At 58.0% G+C, this 17,226-nt stretch carries 12 protein-coding genes, 2 tRNA genes and 2 other RNA genes; 8 read left to right on the forward strand and 8 right to left on the reverse strand.

Features of this window, described 5'->3' with window-relative positions; all coding sequences use genetic code 11:
- Positions 1–2: 2 nt before the first annotated feature.
- Positions 3–1,403 carry a YchO/YchP family invasin gene (locus ACSPHG_RS10350; RefSeq protein WP_435953380.1) on the forward strand — a complete coding sequence of 467 codons (1,401 nt, stop codon included), beginning with the start codon at positions 3–5 and terminating at the stop codon, positions 1,401–1,403.
- A gap of 30 nt (positions 1,404–1,433) precedes the next feature.
- Here ACSPHG_RS10350 and narL read toward each other — a convergent pair whose 3' ends face one another.
- Both narL and narX read right to left on the reverse strand, forming a co-directional pair.
- A complete protein-coding gene (narL, locus tag ACSPHG_RS10355) occupies positions 1,434–2,090 on the reverse strand; it encodes a two-component system response regulator NarL (protein ID WP_435953381.1) in 657 nt (218 codons plus the stop codon).
- Positions 2,083–3,879: a nitrate/nitrite two-component system sensor histidine kinase NarX gene (gene narX / locus ACSPHG_RS10360; protein WP_435953382.1), complete on the reverse strand. Its 1,797-nt coding sequence runs from the start codon at positions 3,877–3,879 to the stop codon at positions 2,083–2,085. The genes narL and narX overlap by 8 nt, the downstream gene beginning before the upstream one ends.
- Positions 3,880–4,192: 313 nt before the next feature.
- Here narX and ACSPHG_RS10365 point away from each other — a divergent pair, with 313 nt between their 5' ends.
- From ACSPHG_RS10365 to narI, 5 genes are all read left to right on the forward strand, one after another.
- Complete coding sequence (locus ACSPHG_RS10365; RefSeq protein WP_435953383.1) at positions 4,193–5,584, forward strand: NarK family nitrate/nitrite MFS transporter; 1,392 nt, start codon at positions 4,193–4,195, stop codon at positions 5,582–5,584.
- A gap of 390 nt (positions 5,585–5,974) precedes the next feature.
- Entirely contained in the window at positions 5,975–9,721 is a 3,747-nt protein-coding gene (locus ACSPHG_RS10370) for a nitrate reductase subunit alpha (RefSeq protein WP_435953384.1), read from the forward strand.
- The gene (gene narH / locus ACSPHG_RS10375; RefSeq protein ID WP_435953385.1) at positions 9,718–11,253 is read left to right on the forward strand and encodes a nitrate reductase subunit beta; all 1,536 of its coding nucleotides are present in this window, start codon (positions 9,718–9,720) and stop codon (positions 11,251–11,253) included. Before ACSPHG_RS10370 ends, narH begins: the two co-directional genes overlap by 4 nt.
- On the forward strand, positions 11,250–11,951 hold the full coding sequence (narJ, locus tag ACSPHG_RS10380; protein WP_435953386.1) for a nitrate reductase molybdenum cofactor assembly chaperone: 702 nt from the start codon (positions 11,250–11,252) through the stop codon (positions 11,949–11,951). The genes narH and narJ overlap by 4 nt, the downstream gene beginning before the upstream one ends.
- A gap of 2 nt (positions 11,952–11,953) precedes the next feature.
- Complete coding sequence (gene narI, locus ACSPHG_RS10385) at positions 11,954–12,631, forward strand: respiratory nitrate reductase subunit gamma (protein WP_435953387.1); 678 nt, start codon at positions 11,954–11,956, stop codon at positions 12,629–12,631.
- 238 nt (positions 12,632–12,869) lie between these two features.
- Here the strand turns inward: narI and ACSPHG_RS10390 are convergent.
- From ACSPHG_RS10390 to ACSPHG_RS10415, 6 genes are all read right to left on the reverse strand, one after another.
- A non-coding RNA gene (locus ACSPHG_RS10390) (RtT sRNA) lies at positions 12,870–13,000 on the reverse strand.
- A gap of 40 nt (positions 13,001–13,040) precedes the next feature.
- Positions 13,041–13,171, reverse strand: a non-coding RNA gene (locus ACSPHG_RS10395) — RtT sRNA.
- A 39-nt stretch (positions 13,172–13,210) separates the two neighbouring features.
- Positions 13,211–13,295: transfer RNA gene (locus ACSPHG_RS10400), tRNA-Tyr, on the reverse strand.
- A 27-nt stretch (positions 13,296–13,322) separates the two neighbouring features.
- Positions 13,323–13,407: transfer RNA gene (locus ACSPHG_RS10405), tRNA-Tyr, on the reverse strand.
- A gap of 156 nt (positions 13,408–13,563) precedes the next feature.
- Positions 13,564–14,406 (reverse strand): formyltetrahydrofolate deformylase, encoded by an 843-nt coding sequence (gene purU, locus ACSPHG_RS10410; protein ID WP_435953388.1) that lies wholly within the window; start codon positions 14,404–14,406, stop codon positions 13,564–13,566.
- A 60-nt stretch (positions 14,407–14,466) separates the two neighbouring features.
- Complete coding sequence (locus tag ACSPHG_RS10415) at positions 14,467–14,925, reverse strand: YchJ family protein (protein WP_435953389.1); 459 nt, start codon at positions 14,923–14,925, stop codon at positions 14,467–14,469.
- A gap of 113 nt (positions 14,926–15,038) precedes the next feature.
- On the opposite strand from ACSPHG_RS10415, the gene rssA reads away from it, so the two are divergent.
- Positions 15,039–15,947, forward strand: coding sequence for a patatin-like phospholipase RssA (rssA, locus tag ACSPHG_RS10420; protein WP_435953390.1), 909 nt, complete (start codon positions 15,039–15,041; stop codon positions 15,945–15,947).
- Between the two features lie 93 nt (positions 15,948–16,040).
- Positions 16,041–17,054, forward strand: a complete 1,014-nt coding sequence (gene rssB / locus ACSPHG_RS10425; RefSeq protein WP_435953391.1) for a two-component system response regulator RssB — start codon at positions 16,041–16,043, stop codon at positions 17,052–17,054.
- Positions 17,055–17,226: the final 172 nt, after the last annotated feature.

The raw sequence follows: 17,226 nt of genomic DNA on the forward strand, positions 1-17,226 counted from the left end.
CAATGTTTAAAAAAGCCGTCCCGCCGTTGGCCCTGTCTTACGCGCTCCTCTCCGCAGGAGGGATTGCCAGCACCCGCCAGACGTTTATCGAACAATCCCACACGCCTTTCGCCGACAGGCCCGCCGAGCTTCCCGATATGGGTATCGCTCCGGAAACCGATGCCGCCGCCAAGCGCATAGCCGAAATGGCGAAAAAATTCGGCGAGGCCAGCATGACCGACAACGGGCTGGATACCGGCGAGCAGGCGCGGCTGTTTGCCTTTACCAGCCTGCGCGACGTGCTGACCGACAAAGTGACCGACGAGGCGCAGTCGCTGCTTTCGCCCTGGGGGAAAGCCAGCTTTAACCTGAAGGTTGACGAACGCGGCAGCTGGAACGGCAGCAGCGGATCGATGTTTACGCCGTGGGCCGACAACAGTCGCTATCTCACCTGGAGCCAGCTGGGCTTCACCCAGCAGGACGACGGGCTGGTGGGCAACCTCGGCGCTGGGCAGCGCTGGGTGGCGGGCAAATGGCTGCTCGGCTACAACACCTTTTATGACAATCAGCTGGCCAGCAATCTCCAGCGCACCGGGCTGGGTGCCGAAGCGTGGGGCGATTACCTGCGCCTGTCGGCCAATTATTACCAGCCGCTGAGCGGCTGGCAGGGGGGCACGGAAACGCTGGAGCAGCGCTTGGCGCGCGGATACGACGTGACGGCCCAGGCCTGGCTGCCGTTCTATCGTCATATCAACACCAGCGTCAGCCTGGAGCAGTATTTTGGCGACCGCGTGGACCTGTTCGACAGCGGCACGGGCTATCGCAACCCGGTGGCGGTAACGATGGGGCTGAACTACACGCCGGTGCCGCTGGTAACGCTGACCGCCCAGCACAAGCAGGGCGAAAGCGGCGTGACGCAGGAAAATCTGGGCCTGAAGCTCAACTATCGCTTCGGCGTGCCGCTGGAAAAACAGCTTTCATCAGGGGAGGTGGCCGCAACCAGCTCGCTGCGGGGCAGCCGCTACGACAACGTCGAGCGCAGCAATCTGCCGGTGATGGAATATCGCCAGCGTAAGACGCTGTCCGTGTTCCTCGCCACGCCGCCGTGGGAGCTGCATCCAGGCGATACGGTTGAACTCAAGCTTCAGGTGCGGGCGAGCCATGCGATTCGCCACATTACCTGGCAGGGAGACAGCCAGGCGCTGAGCCTGACGCCGCCTGCTAACAACCGCAGCGCGGAGGGCTGGAGCCTGATTATGCCGTCCTGGCGCGACGGCGAGCCGAATGAATATCGCCTGTCGGTGACCGTTGAGGATGAGAAGGGTCAGAAGGTAACGTCGAACTGGATTACGCTAAAACAGGCGGAGCCGCTGCGGGTCAGCCCGACGGCCGATCCGCGTTACGATCTGCTGCCGGGTGAATAACACGGGCGAGCGCGGCCCGCCCCTTATCGCTTAAAAAATACGTTCCTGATGCACCCACACCGCCGCTTCGACGCGGGATTTGAGCTTCATCTTTTTCAGCAGGTGCTTCACGTGAACCTTCACCGTGCTTTCGGTGATGTCCAGACGACGGGCAATCATCTTGTTCGGCAGGCCCTGGGCAATCAGCTTGAGGATGTCGCGTTCGCGGGGCGTAAGCTGGTTGACGTCGCGGTCGGACGTCGCGCGGTTGGCGCGCAGGCTTGCCGCCAGCACCGGCGTTAACGCTTCGCTGAGCACCATTTCACCGGCTGCGGCCTGTTGTAGGGCCTTGAGCAGATCTTCCGGTTCCATATCTTTTAACAGATAGCCGTCGGCACCGCGCTTGAGCGCCGTCACCACGTCTTCTTCATGGTTGGAAACGCTGAACACCACGATACGGCCGGACAGCGGCTTTTCGCGCAGGCAGTCGAGCGTTTCCAGGCCGTTCATGCCGGGCATATTCAAATCCAGCAGGATCAAATCGGGGTCAAGCGATTCTGCGAGCTGAACGCCCTGAGCACCGTTCCCCGCCTCGCCAACGACCGCCAGCTCGGGCGCCATGCTAATTAGCTGTTTGACGCCGGTCCGTAGCATCGGGTGATCGTCTATCAGCAGAATGGTTGCTGCTTCCGGGTTCGGGTTACTCATCGTTTACTCCTGTGGCAGAAGACAAATGCGCTTCGGGCATAAAACTGACGACCACTTCCGTGCCGCCACCTGCACGAGCCCGTATCTGGCAGTCGCCCTTAAGGCTCTGCGCGCGGTCTCGCATAATAATAAGTCCGTAATGGTTGCGCCGCTCTCCGTTACCCGGAATGCCGCGGCCGTTGTCCCATACGGTGAGCTTCACCTGCTTGTCCTGGCGAACGACGCTTACGCCGCAGGCCGTGGCTTCGGCGTGTTTAAGGCTATTGTTCAGCGCTTCACGGGCAATTTGCACCAGGTGAATGGCCTGATGCGAAGGCACCAGGCGCGGCGGCAGCTGGTAGTCCAGCTCGACCGCAAAACCGAGCTTCTCGCCGAACTCAAGGCAGCTTGATTCAAGGGCAGGGCGCAGCCCCGGCTCAATGAGCTGCAGGCGGAACGTGGTCAGCAGTTCGCGCAGCTGACGCCATGAGGTGTTCAGCTCGTTGCGCATCTGGGCGAGCAGCTCGCGGCTTTGTTCCGGCAGCGACGCCCCCTGCATTTGCAGGCAGCTGACCTGCATTTTCAGGCACGAAAGCGACTGGGCAATGGAGTCATGCAGCTCGCGGGCGATGGCCGAGCGCTCCTCCATGACAACCATCTGCTGCTGGTGCTCGTACTGCCTTTCTACCGCAAGCGTCGCGGTGAGCTGTTCGATTAACGTGGCGATCAGCTGCTGTTGGTCGGTAGTCAGGCTGCTGCCGACCGGCAGCTGGGCAAGCACCAGGCCGTAGTGAATATGGTTGTCGGTCAGACGCCATTTCAGCGCGGTGGTTTCAACCGGCTCGGTCTGCTGGCCGCGCGGGCACAGATGACAGTTCTGCTCTTCGCAGCTGCTGTCCGGCTGGTAGGTGTATTCGTCGTAATTTTCTTCGTCTTCATATTCATAGACGCGCAGCTCGATGTGGCGCAGCGGCGTGAGCAATTGCAGTTCGCTCAGCACCGGCGACAGGCGCTGGCACAGAGGTGCCTGCGAATGAAGGCGGCGGTTGGCCTGATATAAAAACGACAGAATCTGGTTCTTTTGCTCAAGCCCGGCGGTTTTCTCCCGCACGCGCTGTTCGAGCACGGCGTAGCTCTCCGCCAGCTCGGCCGACATGCCGTTGAGCGCCATGCCGAGCGTCGCCATCTCGTTGCGCCCGGAAACGGCAACGCGATGGGTAAAGTCCTTCTGGCCGATAGCCGAGGCCATCGCCAGCAGCTGTCGCCACGGGCGCAGCAGGCGTTTGCGCAGCCAGACGACGGTAAAGACGAGCAGCAGGCCCATCAGCACCGCCATGCCCTGCTGCAAAAGAATGACGCGGTGCAGGCGCTGTTCGGTGGTTCTATCAAAAGAGCTGACGAGCTTGTCGATACGGCCGACAAACTGCGCGACGTGCGGGGTTACCTGACGTGCGCTGGTGGCGTTTTTCAGCGCCGGTTCCAGCGAGCCGCGCCAGTAATGCTGGAGTTCGGCAAGCTGGGCCTGCTGGCCGTCGCGCCGCGCCGCCTGTTGCAGGTCATCGCTCCATGTAGTTTGTTCCATCTCGGCGAGCAGCGGGGCGTCCTTCTCGCTAAGGGGAATGGCGGCCAGCAGCCGATAGCTTTGCATGCGCAGCGACCCGGCCTTGTTGATGGCGTGAGCGTTACCCTGAATACCCTGCGCGAGCCAGCTGGCAAGGCTCATCCCCGCAATGCCTAACGTCGCCAGTAGCAGCACGATAAGCGCGAGCTGATTGACGAGCGTGAGGGGAGAAAACAGGCGTTTCAACATAGACGAGGGCGCTCCGGGCAAAGGATTTGATAAAAGCAGTGTGACATTCTCAGCCATCCCCTGGAGTATACCCATACCCCCTAATGATTACCCCTTAATTGCCAAAGGTGGCATAACCCCTAACAACGCCAGGTATAACTCGCACCAGCCTTGTGAAAAACCACGGTTTTTTTACGGCCGGGCGTTACTCACAAAGAATCATGGTTGATTTTTGGGCATCATTCTCATCAGTTATCCATTGATTTGCATCAAATTAGATTCATGAATACTCCCTAATGTGGCGGCAATTACTCTCACAAACTTTGAGGTGTTTATGTCTCAGTCGTCCACAAATGGGCAGAAATCGGGTCCGCTAATTACGGACTGGCGTCCTGAAGAACCGGCCTTCTGGCAAACAACCGGTCATCGTATCGCCAGCCGCAATCTGTGGATCTCCGTACCCAGCCTGCTGCTTGCCTTCTGCGTCTGGATGCTTTTCAGCGCGGTGGCGGTCAATCTGAACAAAGTTGGCTTTAACTTCACCACCGACCAGCTGTTTATGCTGACGGCGCTGCCTTCCGTGTCCGGCGCGCTGCTGCGCGTGCCTTACTCCTTTATGGTGCCGATTTTCGGCGGCCGCCGCTGGACCGCGTTTAGCACCGGCATTCTGATCGTTCCCTGCGTCTGGCTGGGCTTTGCGGTACAGGATACCGCCACGCCGTTCAGCAGCTTTATCATCATTGCCCTGCTGTGCGGTTTTGCCGGGGCAAACTTTGCTTCCAGCATGGCGAACATCAGCTTCTTCTACCCGAAAGCAAAACAGGGCGGGGCGCTGGGCATTAACGGCGGGATGGGTAACCTGGGCGTGAGCGTCATGCAGCTGGTTGCGCCGCTGGCGATTTCCCTTTCCATGTTCGCCGTATTTGGCGGCACCGGCGTTGAGCAGGCGGACGGCACCATGCTGTTCCTGGAAAACGCGGCCTGGATTTGGGTTCCGTTCCTTGCGATCTTCACCATTGCCGCCTGGTTCGGCATGAACGATTTGTCCGCGTCTAAAGCCTCGCTGCGCGAGCAGCTGCCGGTTCTCAAGCGTGCGCACCTGTGGATTATGGGCCTGCTGTATCTGGCAACCTTCGGCTCGTTCATCGGTTTCTCCGCCGGTTTTGCGATGCTGTCAAAAACCCAGTTCCCGGACGTGAACATTCTGCATTTCGCCTTCTTCGGCCCGCTGTTCGGCGCGCTGGCGCGTTCTGCGGGTGGCGCAATCTCCGACCGCTGGGGCGGCACCCGGGTTTCGCTTATCAACTTCGTGTTTATGGCGATCTTCAGCGCGCTGCTGTTCACTACGCTGCCTCACAACGGCGTGGGCGGTAACTTCATTGCCTTCTTCGGCGTGTTCCTTATGCTGTTCCTGACGGCCGGGCTGGGGAGTGGTTCAACCTTCCAGATGATCTCTGTTATCTTCCGCAAGCTGACTATGGACCGCGTTAAGGCGGCGGGCGGCAGCGAAGAGCAGGCGATGCGCGAAGCGGCAACCGACACCGCGGCGGCGCTGGGCTTTATCTCCGCGATTGGCGCGATTGGCGGCTTCTTTATTCCTAAAGCGTTCGGGACTTCACTGGCATTAACCGGCTCACCGGCCGGCGCGATGAAGGTATTCCTGGTGTTTTACATTATTTGCGTGGTGATTACCTGGGCCGTCTATGGCCGTAAATCATCCCGGTAACCGTTTGACCTTTTGGTTATCCCTTGCGCGGCTTCGGCTGCGCTTTTTTTTACCTGTCTGTTAGTTACAACATACTAAAACATTCATGGCACACATGTTTTTGTGCACAAATCGAGAGGGAGAGGGCCTACCTACCCCTTAATACCTCTCGGGGTGATTATCCTACCCACAGCAAATTGAATTAGAAAAAAATACTTTAATTTACAGTTATTTGCTGTTTTTAGCGGGATTATACTTTGGTGGTATATTGCGCAATCCAGCCTCCATGCAACCCGTCTGCAGTTGATCGTTATCAATTATCCCTTCATATGAGCGGGTTACCGTGCCTGCAAATCAGCAATGTCGATTTCATAAGATAGAGCCTACGAGCTCCACATCAGGAGAACCCCGATGAGCAAGTTTCTTGACCGGTTTCGTTACTTCAAGCAGAAGGGCGAAACCTTTGCCGATGGGCATGGCCAACTCCTTAATACCAATCGCGATTGGGAAGAAGGCTACCGCCAGCGCTGGCAGCACGATAAGGTCGTGCGTTCAACTCACGGTGTAAACTGCACCGGTTCCTGCAGCTGGAAGATTTACGTTAAAAGCGGCCTGGTCACCTGGGAAACCCAGCAGACCGACTACCCGCGCACCCGTCCGGATATGCCAAACCATGAGCCACGCGGCTGCCCACGCGGCGCGAGCTACTCCTGGTATCTCTATAGCGCTAACCGCCTGAAATACCCGCTGATGCGCAAGCGCCTGATTAAGCTGTGGCGCGAAGCCAAGACCCAGCATAACGATCCGGTCGACGCCTGGGCATCCATCATTAACGACCCGGAAAAAGCAAAAAGCTATAAACAGGCCCGTGGTCGCGGTGGTTTTGTCCGCTCAAGCTGGGAAGAAGTGAACGAGCTGATTGCCGCCGCTAACGTCTTTACCGCTAAAACCTTTGGCCCGGACCGTATCGCCGGGTTCTCGCCGATCCCGGCGATGTCGATGGTTTCCTATGCTTCCGGCGCGCGCTACCTTTCTTTGATCGGCGGTGCCTGCCTGAGCTTCTACGACTGGTACTGCGACCTGCCGCCAGCCTCGCCGATGACGTGGGGCGAGCAGACCGACGTGCCGGAATCCGCAGACTGGTACAACTCCAGCTACATCATCGCCTGGGGTTCCAACGTTCCGCAGACGCGTACCCCGGACGCCCACTTCTTCACCGAAGTTCGCTATAAAGGCACCAAAACCGTTGCGGTTACGCCAGACTACGCGGAAATCGCCAAGCTTTGCGACCAGTGGCTGGCGCCAAAACAGGGTACCGATGCCGCGATGGCGCTGGCTATGGGCCACGTCATGCTGCGCGAGTTCCACCTCGATAACCCGAGCCAGTACTTCACCGACTACGTGCGCCGCTACACCGACATGCCGATGCTGGTGATGTTAGAAGAGCGCGACGGCTTCTATGCCGCAGGCCGTATGCTGCGCGCATCCGATCTGGTTGACGGTCTGGGCCAGGAAAACAACCCGCAGTGGAAAACCGTCGCGCTTGATGACAAAACCGGCGAACCGCTGGCACCAAACGGCTCCATCGGCTACCGCTGGGGCGAGAAGGGCAAGTGGAACCTCGAGCAGCGCGACGGTACCAGCGGTGAAGAGGCCGAGCTGCGCCTGAGCCTGCTGGGCAGCCACGACGAAGTAGCCGAGGTTGGCTTCCCGTACTTCGGCGGCGAAAGCACCGAGCACTTCAGCAACGTGAAGCTTGAAAACGTGCTGATGCACAAGCTGCCGGTAAAACGCATGCAGCTGGCCGACGGCACAACCGCGCTGGTCACCACCGTTTACGATCTCACGCTGGCGAACTACGGCCTCGAGCGCGGTCTGAACGATGAAAACTGCGCGACCAGCTACGACGACGTGAAGGCTTATACCCCGGCCTGGGCCGAGCAGATCACCGGCGTTTCTCGTCAGAACATCATCCGCATCGCGCGCGAGTTCGCCGACAACGCGGATAAAACGCACGGTCGCTCAATGATCATCGTTGGTGCCGGTATGAACCACTGGTTCCACATGGACATGAACTACCGCGGCCTTATCAACATGCTGATCTTCTGCGGCTGCGTCGGCCAGAGCGGCGGCGGCTGGGCGCACTACGTGGGCCAGGAAAAGCTGCGTCCGCAGACCGGCTGGACCCCGCTGGCGTTTGCCCTTGACTGGCAGCGTCCGCCGCGCCACATGAACAGCACCTCTTTCTTCTATAACCACTCAAGCCAGTGGCGCTACGAGTCGCTGACCGCGCAGGAGCTGCTTTCCCCGCTGGCGGACAAGTCGCGCTATTCCGGTCACCTGGTAGACTTCAACGTGCGCGCCGAGCGCATGGGCTGGCTGCCGTCCGCGCCGCAGCTGAACATCAACCCGCTGACCATTGCGGCACAGGCGAAAGCGGCGGGCATGAGCCCGGCGGATTACACCGTGCAGCAGCTGAAAAGCGGCGATATTCGCTTTGCGGCCGAACAGCCTGATGCGGGCAATAACCACCCGCGCAACCTGTTCGTCTGGCGCTCTAACCTGCTGGGCTCGTCCGGTAAAGGCCACGAGTACATGCTTAAGTATCTGCTCGGCACCGAAAACGGTATTCAGGGCAAGGATCTGGGAAAAGAAGGCGGCGTCATGCCGGAGGAAGTCGAGTGGGTTGATAACGGCCTCGACGGCAAGCTGGATCTGGTGGTGACGCTGGACTTCCGCCTGTCGAGCACCTGCCTGTACTCCGACATCGTGCTGCCGACCGCCACCTGGTATGAGAAAGACGATATGAATACGTCGGATATGCATCCGTTTATTCATCCGCTTTCTGCCGCCGTAGACCCCGCCTGGGAATCGAAAAGCGACTGGGAAATCTACAAGGCCATCGCGAAGAAATTCTCCGAAGTGTGCGTGGGCCACCTGGGTAAAGAAACCGACGTCGTCACGCTGCCAATCCAGCACGACTCGGCCGCAGAGCTGGCGCAGCCGCTCGGCGTGATGGACTGGAAAAAAGGCGAATGTGACCTGATCCCTGGCAAAACCGCGCCGCACCTGATGGTGGTTGAGCGCGACTACCCTGCGACCTACGAACGCTTCACCTCCGTCGGCCCGCTGATGGAAACCGTTGGCAACGGCGGCAAAGGCATCGCCTGGAATACCCAGAGCGAAATGGACCTGCTGCGCAAGCTGAACTACACCAAGGCGGAAGGCCCGGCGAAAGGCCAGCCGATGATTAACTCGGCGATCGATGCCGCAGAAGTGATCCTGACGCTTGCCCCGGAAACCAACGGCAACGTGGCGGTTAAAGCCTGGGCCGCGCTCAGCGAGTTTACCGGCCGCGACCACACCCATCTGGCGCGCCCTAAAGAAGAAGAGAAAATTCGCTTCCGCGATATTCAGGCCCAGCCGCGCAAAATCATCTCCAGCCCGACCTGGTCCGGCCTTGAAGATGAGCACGTGTCCTACAACGCCTGCTACACCAACGTGCATGAGCTGATCCCATGGCGCACCCTGTCCGGCCGCCAGCAGCTTTATCAGGATCACCAGTGGATGCGCGATTTCGGCGAAAGCCTGCTGGTGTACCGTCCGCCGATTGACACCCGTTCGGTGAAAGGCGTGATGAACAAGAAGTCCAACGGCAACCCTGAGAAGGCGCTGAACTTCCTGACCCCGCACCAGAAATGGGGCATTCACTCCACCTACAGCGACAACCTGCTGATGCTGACGCTGGGGCGCGGCGGGCCGATCGTGTGGATGAGCGAGAAGGACGCCAAAGATCTGGGCATTGAAGATAACGACTGGATTGAAGTGTTCAACAACAACGGCGCGCTTACGGCCCGTGCGGTTGTCAGCCAGCGCGTGCCGGAAGGTATGACGATGATGTACCACGCGCAGGAACGTATCGTGAACCTGCCGGGGTCAGAAATCACCGGCCAGCGCGGCGGTATTCATAACTCGGTCACGCGCATTAGCCCTAAACCGACGCACATGATCGGCGGCTACGCGCAGCTGGCCTACGGCTTTAACTACTACGGCACCGTGGGTTCTAACCGCGATGAGTTCGTGGTGGTTCGTAAGATGAAAGACATTAACTGGTTAGACGGCGAAGGCAATGACCAGAAACAGGAGAGCGTAAAATGAAAATTCGTTCACAAGTCGGCATGGTGCTGAACCTTGATAAATGCATCGGCTGTCACACCTGTTCTGTGACCTGCAAAAACGTCTGGACCAGCCGCGAAGGCATGGAGTACGCGTGGTTCAACAACGTGGAAACCAAGCCGGGCACCGGCTACCCGACCGACTGGGAAAACCAGGACAAGTGGAAGGGCGGCTGGATCCGCAAAATCAACGGCAAGCTGCAGCCGCGCATGGGCAACCGCGCGCTGCTGCTGGGCAAAATCTTCGCCAACCCGCATCTGCCGGGCATCGACGATTATTACGAGCCGTTCGATTTTGATTACCAGCGCCTGCACAACGCGCCGGAAGGCAAGCACCAGCCTATCGCGCGTCCTCGCTCGCTGATTACCGGGCAGCGTATGGACAAAATCAAGGCTGGCCCGAACTGGGAAGACGATCTGGGCGGCGAGTTCGAAAAGCTCTCCAAAGACCAGAACTTCGCCAATATGCAAAAGGCGATGTACGGCCAGTTTGAGAACACCTTTATGGCGTACCTGCCGCGCCTGTGCGAACACTGCCTGAACCCGGCGTGTGCGGCAACCTGCCCGAGCGGTGCCATCTACAAGCGTGAAGAAGACGGCATCGTGCTGATTGACCAGGACAAATGCCGCGGCTGGCGCATGTGCATCACCGGCTGCCCGTACAAGAAAATCTACTTCAACTGGAAGTCCGGCAAGTCCGAGAAGTGCATCTTCTGCTACCCGCGTATCGAAGCGGGCATGCCGACCGTGTGCTCCGAAACCTGCGTCGGGCGTATTCGCTACCTCGGCGTGCTGCTGTACGACGCGGACGCAATCGAACAGGCGGCGAGCACCGAAAGCGAGAAAGATCTCTACGAGCGCCAGCTGAGCATTTTCCTCGACCCGAACGATCCGGCGGTTATCGCCCAGGCGCTGAAAGATGGCGTTCCGCAGAGCGTGATTACCGCCGCGCAACAGTCGCCGGTTTACAAAATGGCGGTGGACTGGAAGCTGGCGCTGCCGCTGCATCCGGAATACCGCACCCTGCCGATGGTCTGGTACGTGCCGCCGCTATCGCCGATTCAGTCCGCGGCCGACGCGGGCGAGCTGCCGCATACCGGTATTCTGCCGGACGTGGAAAGCCTGCGTATTCCGGTTGAGTACCTGGCGAATCTGCTGACCGCAGGCGACACCGCGCCGGTGCTGCGCGCCCTGAAGCGCATGCTGGCGATGCGCCATTACAAGCGTGCGGAAACCGTCGACGGCGTAAACGATCTGCGCGCGCTGGAAGAGGTGGGCCTGAGCGAAGCGCAGGCGCAGGAAATGTACCGCTACCTGGCGATTGCTAACTACGAAGACCGTTTCGTGGTGCCAAGCAGCCACCGCGAGCTGGCGGCGGATGCCTTCCCTGAACGCAACGGCTGCGGCTTTAGCTTCGGCGACGGCTGCCACGGCAGCGACAGCAAGTTCAACCTGTTCAACAGCCGCCGCATCGACGCCATCGACGTGTCCAGTAAAACGGAGCCACACGCATGATTGAACTTCTGGTTATTTCACGCCTGCTCGAGTATCCGGATGCTGCCCTGTGGCATCACAAGCAGGAGCTTCGTGACGCGCTGGCGGAAGGCGGTGCGCTGAATTTGCAGCAGGCCGCGCAGCTTAACGACTTTATCACCACGCTTTGCGGCCAGGATTTGCTGGACGCGCAGGCGGCCTACGGCGAGCTGTTCGACCGTGGCCGTGCGACCTCGCTGCTGCTTTTTGAACACGTTCACGGTGAATCCCGCGACCGCGGTCAGGCGATGGTCAACCTGATGGCCCAGTACGAGCAGGCGGGCATGGAGATCGACAGCCGCGAGCTGCCGGATCACCTGCCGCTGTATCTTGAATATCTCTCCCAGAGAACGCAGGAAGATGCGCTGGGCGGGTTGCAGGATATCGCGCCGATTCTTGCGCTGCTGGGCGCTCGCCTGAAGCAGCGTGAAAGCCGCTACGCCGTGCTGTTTGACGTGCTGATTGGCCTGTCGCAAAGCGACGTGGCGGTCGATAGCGTGAGCAAACAGATTGCCGATGAAGCCCGCGACGATACGCCACAGGCGCTGGACGCCGTGTGGGAAGAAGAGCAGGTGAAATTTGTCGCCGACCAGGGCTGCGGGGAGTCTGAGATTTCCAGCCACCAGCGTCGCTTTGCCGGGGCTGTCGCTCCGCAGTATCTGAATATTGGAGGACAGTGATAATGCATTTTCTAAATGTGTTCTTCTTTGACATTTACCCGTACCTTTGCGGCACGGTTTTCCTGGCCGGTAGCTGGCTGCGTTACGACTATGGCCAGTACACCTGGAAAGCCGGTTCAAGCCAGATGCTGGACAGAAAAGGCATGAACATGGCGTCTAACCTGTTCCACTTCGGGATTCTGGGGATCTTCGCCGGTCACTTCCTGGGGATGCTGACGCCGCACTGGATGTATGAAGCCTTCCTGCCGATCGACGTGAAGCAGAAGATGGCGATGTTTGCAGGCGGGGCGTGCGGCGTGATGACGCTGGTTGGCGGCCTGATGCTGCTGAAGCGTCGTCTGTTTAATCCGCGCATTCGTGCTACCTCAACGCCTGCGGATATCATGATCCTCAGCCTGCTGGTTCTCCAGTGTGCGCTTGGCCTCGGCACCATTCCGTTTTCCGCGCAGCATATGGACGGCAGCGAGATGATGAAGCTGGTGGGCTGGGCGCAAAGCGTGGTGACCTTCCACGGCGGTGCGTCCGAGCATCTGGACGGCGTGGCGTTTATCTTCCGCGTTCACCTCGTGCTTGGCATGACGCTGTTCCTGTTGTTCCCGTTCACCCGCCTGGTGCACGTCTGGAGCGCGCCGGTTGAGTATCTGACGCGGAAATATCAGGTTGTTCGCGCTCGTCGCTGATTGTTGATGATGTTTGATAAATACCTGGCTTCGGCCGGGTATTTTTTTGCCCGTTTTCGGGGGACGGCGGGTGGCGCTGCGCTTACCCGCCCTACGGGGATAGTGGGCTTCGGGCCGAGCGCTTCTGTAGGATGGATAAGCGAATGCGCCATCCACCAAAAGTTGGACGGTTTAATCCTTCCCCAAAGGGAAATATGAAAAAAATGTGCGATTGGGAAGTTTTGGAATATCTGAAAGATGGTGGCGGGGGAAGGATTACTCGACGCTAAAGCGTCTTGCCCTGCGGGCCGTTGCTAAAGCAACGTTGTCTCACTGCGTTCGACTCGAACCTTAATCGAAGCTTCTCGTCCTTCCCCAAAGGGAAATATGAAAAATTGTGCGATTGGGAAGTTTTGGAATATCTGGAAGATGGTGGCGGGGGAAGGATTACTCGACGCTAAAGCGTCTTGCCCTGCGGGCCGTTGCTAAAGCAACGTTGTCTCACTGCGTTCGACTCGAACCTTAATCGAAGCTTCTCGTCCTTCCCCAAAGGGAAATATGAAAATTGTGCGATTGGGAAGTTTTGGAATAACTGGAAGATGGTGGCGGGGGAAGGATTCGAACCTTCGAAGTCGATGACGGCAGATTTACAGTCTGCTCCCTTTGGCCGCTCGGGAACCCCGCCAGGGGTATTTAAGCTTAAATCTTGAGATGGTGGTGGGGGAAGGATTCGAACCTTCGAAGTCGATGACGGCAGATTTACAGTCTGCTCCCTTTGGCCGCTCGGGAACCCCACCACGGGGTAATGCTTTTACTGGCCTGCTTCGTTGTGTGAAGCGGGGCGCATCATATCAAATGAAGCGCCGCTGTAAAGTATTCGCTGTAAGAAAATGAATCGTTTGCCGTTTTTTTACGCGTAACGTCGTAAAGCTAAACAATTCATCTGCATGGCGCTACAAAATGATGGTGCGGTTGCCATAAACGAACACGCGCTGGGCGAGCACCTGGTAGAGCGCACGGCTTAACACGTTTTTTTCGACGTCGCGGCCTGCGCGCATCATATCTTCTGCCGTGTAGGTGTGATCGACGTGAATCACGTCCTGCATGATGATTGGGCCTTCATCCAGATTGTCATTTACGTAGTGCGCCGTTGCGCCGATGATCTTCACGCCCCGTTCATAAGCCTGGTGATACGGGCGCGCGCCGATAAAGGCGGGCAGGAACGAATGGTGAATGTTGATGATCTGATTCGGGAAGCGTGACACGAACGTTGGCGTCAGGACGCGCATGTACTTCGCCAGGACGACATAGTCTGGCTCGTAGGCGGCGATGGCGTCGGCCATTTGCGTGTCGTGCTCTTCGCGGGTCATGCCTTCGTGGCTGACGAGCTGGAATGGGATATCAAAGCGTTCTACCAGCGTGCGCAGGGTATCGTGGTTGCCGATAACCGCGGCGATTTCAACGTCCAGCCCGCCGTAGGTGGCCTTCATCAGCAGATCGCCCAGGCAGTGGGCTTCTTTAGTTACCAGAATCACCACCCGGCGACGGCCCGCTGGCGTTAGCTCGCGTACTGAACCTTCCGGCAATGCGCCGTCAAGGTCGGCCAGCAGCGTGGAGTCGTTAAAGATGCCTTCAAGCTCGGTGCGCATGAAAAAGCGCCCGGTGCGATGATCGACGAACTCGTTGTTCTGCACGATATTCAGCTCGTGCTTGTAACAGATGTTGGTGATCTTGGCGATCAGACCCTTCGCGTCAGGGCAGATAGTGCGGAGTACTTTTCGTTGTAGTGCTGGCATCGCTTGGTAAATCCTGTTGAACGGTGTTTGCTAACAATAGTGTGGTTACGGCCTTGAGGCTTATCGCCCACAGCATTTTTTGAATTTTTTCCCGGAGCCGCAGGGGCAGGGATCGTTGCGTCCCAGCTGGGGGCGCGTACCGTCGACATAGTACCACCGACCCGATTCTTTTAAGAACCGGGAACGTTCGATGATGGCACTTTCTTGCCCCTGGTCCATAAAGCGGGCGACGAAGCTGACAAAGCCTTCTCTCTCATCGCGGCCCTGGGCTTCTTCAAAGACGGTTAAACCGAGCCATTGCGTGTTGGCAAAACCTGCCGAAATATCGGACTTAAGGGATTCCACGCGTACTGACGCATGCCAGGTTGCAACAAGATAATCTGCGTCCTGCATCACATATGCGCTATAGCGCGAACGCATGAGCTTTGCTGGTGTCATAGGCAGGGCCTCACCGCTTAGGTAAGGCTGGCAACATACGCTATACTCCAAACCGCTGCCACAAGGGCAAAGTTGCGCCACAGTAACTCCTTGGAAAATTAGACGGCGTTTTAACGCCCGGGCAGCGCTATGTTAACCGAGCAGTGGCGACGGCGCCACGGGATGCAAATCCTGCAAAGAGTTACCGAGGCGGAATGAGACAGGTAAAAATCGGCCTGGCGTTAGGGTCGGGAGCAGCAAAAGGGTGGGCGCATATTGGTGTTATCAATGCGTTAAAGCGAGCAGGCATAGAAATTGATATCGTTGCGGGCTGTTCGGTAGGGGCGCTAGTGGGAGCCGCCTATGCCAGCAACCGGCTACCGGTGATGGAACGCTGGGTGAGATCGTTTGGCTACTGGGACGTTTTACGTTTGATGGATCTATCCTGGCGTCGCGGCGGCCTGCTGCGCGGCGAAAGGGTCTTTAATAACGTTCGCAAAATTATCACTCAAGAATCTATCGAGGGCTGCGAGCTGCGCTTTGGCTCCGTTGCCTGCAATTTAAGCACCGGCCGCGAGCTGTGGTTTACCGACGGCGATCTCCACCAGGCCGTTCGCGCCTCGTGCAGCATGCCGGGGCTACTCTCCCCCGTGGGCTATAACGGCTACTGGCTTGTGGACGGCGCGGTGGTCAATCCCGTTCCCGTCTCGCTGACGCGCGCGCTTGGCGCAGATATTGTCATTGCCGTCGATTTGCAGCACGATGCCCATCTTATGCAGCAGGACCTGCTCTCCGTGAATATGACCGGGCCGCTCACCGACGAGGTGGGGCAGCGGTCGACATGGCGTGGTCGGCTGCGTGAACAGCTCGGCAAAATGAAAACGCGTAAGGCCAATACCACACCGACGGCCATGGAAATCATGTCCACCTCAATTCAGGTGCTGGAAAACCGCCTCAAACGTAACCGTATGGCGGGCGATCCGCCGGATATTTTGATTCAGCCATTCTGTCCGCAAATTTCCACGCTTGATTTTCATCGCGCCGCGGAAGCCATCTCCGCCGGCACGCAGGCGGTTGAAAAGAAAATGGATGAACTTTTACCGCTGGTCCGTTCTCATGTATGAAATGAAGATTTTTACACGACTTAAGGCAAATCTGACAGGCGCACAAAGCCATACCATGCCACTATTCAATTATCGCCAGTCAGAGGAGAGCGCATGACACAGCCACTTGTGGGGAAACAGATTCTCATCGTCGAGGACGAGCCCGTTTTCCGCTCTCTACTGGATAGCTATCTTTCGTCGCTTGGGGCGATGACGTCACTGGCCTGGGACGGCGTTGACGCGCTTGAGAAAATGTCGGGGGTCAATCCCGATCTGCTGATCTGCGATCTTGCCATGCCCCGCATGAACGGGCTGAAGCTTGTTGAGCATATGCGCAATGAAGGTAACCAGACGCCAATTTTAGTGATTTCGGCGACCGAGAATATGTCGGATATCGCTAAAGCCCTGCGCCTGGGCGTGCAGGACGTGCTGTTAAAACCCATCAAAGACCTCAATCGCCTTCGTGAAACCGTTTTTGCCTGCCTGTATCCGGCGATGTTTAACTCGCGCGTTGAAGAAGAAGAGCGCCTGTTCCAGGACTGGGACGCGCTGGTGAGCGATCCGCAGGCGGCGTCAAAACTCCTGCAGGAGCTACAGCCGCCGGTTCAGCAGGTCATGTCCCACTGCCGCGTTAACTACCGCCAGCTGATTGCTGCCGATCAGCCCGGTCTGGTGCTGGATATCGCGCCGCTTTCCGAAAACGATCTCGCTTTTTATTGCCTGGACGTCACCCGCGCCGGGGACAACGGCGTGCTGGCGGCTCTGCTGCTGCGCGCGCTGTTTAACGGCCTGCTGCAGGAGCAGCTTTCTCAACAGCGACAGCGCCTGCCGGAATTAGGCAATTTGCTCAAGCAGGTGAATCAGTTATTGCGCCAGGCAAATCTAACTGGGCAATTTCCGCTCATCGTTGGCTATTACCACAGCGCTTTAAAAAACCTCATTTTGGTCTCGGCTGGCCTTAACGCGACGTTAAATACCGGCGAGCATCAAATTCAGGTGAGTAACGGTGTGCCATTAGGAACTCTGGGTAATACTTACTTAAATCAAATCAGCCAGCGTTGCGAAGCCTGGCAGTGTCAGGTATGGGGTTCCGGCGGTCGTTTACGCCTGATGTTGTCTGCGGAATGAGCATCTAAATAACTCATTGCATTTAGGTTTACTCCCTTATCTGGCCTGGTGGTAATATCGCGCCAGACCGATTCGTATTAGTCTTAAATTACCCGCGCTACGGGTAAACAGCGGCAGATTTAGTTTTTAAGCTGATATACTCAAACGCGTTTTTAAATTGACGAGCAAGTTG

It is taken from the genome of Dryocola baronae (assembly GCF_051297175.1).
Lineage (GTDB): Bacteria > Pseudomonadota > Gammaproteobacteria > Enterobacterales > Enterobacteriaceae > Dryocola.

Excerpts from the sequence above, each read along its gene's own strand:
- ACSPHG_RS10350 (WP_435953380.1), top strand. The coding sequence starts at position 3 with ATGTTTAAAAAAGCCGTCCCGCCGTTGGCCCTGTCTTACGCGCTCCTC.
- narL (WP_435953381.1), bottom strand. The coding sequence starts at position 2,090 with ATGAGTAACCCGAACCCGGAAGCAGCAACCATTCTGCTGATAGACGAT.
- narX (WP_435953382.1), bottom strand. The coding sequence starts at position 3,879 with ATGTTGAAACGCCTGTTTTCTCCCCTCACGCTCGTCAATCAGCTCGCG.
- ACSPHG_RS10365 (WP_435953383.1), top strand. The coding sequence starts at position 4,193 with ATGTCTCAGTCGTCCACAAATGGGCAGAAATCGGGTCCGCTAATTACG.
- ACSPHG_RS10370 (WP_435953384.1), top strand. The coding sequence starts at position 5,975 with ATGAGCAAGTTTCTTGACCGGTTTCGTTACTTCAAGCAGAAGGGCGAA.
- narH (WP_435953385.1), top strand. The coding sequence starts at position 9,718 with ATGAAAATTCGTTCACAAGTCGGCATGGTGCTGAACCTTGATAAATGC.
- narJ (WP_435953386.1), top strand. The coding sequence starts at position 11,250 with ATGATTGAACTTCTGGTTATTTCACGCCTGCTCGAGTATCCGGATGCT.
- narI (WP_435953387.1), top strand. The coding sequence starts at position 11,954 with ATGCATTTTCTAAATGTGTTCTTCTTTGACATTTACCCGTACCTTTGC.
- purU (WP_435953388.1), bottom strand. The coding sequence starts at position 14,406 with ATGCCAGCACTACAACGAAAAGTACTCCGCACTATCTGCCCTGACGCG.
- rssA (WP_435953390.1), top strand. The coding sequence starts at position 15,039 with ATGAGACAGGTAAAAATCGGCCTGGCGTTAGGGTCGGGAGCAGCAAAA.
- rssB (WP_435953391.1), top strand. The coding sequence starts at position 16,041 with ATGACACAGCCACTTGTGGGGAAACAGATTCTCATCGTCGAGGACGAG.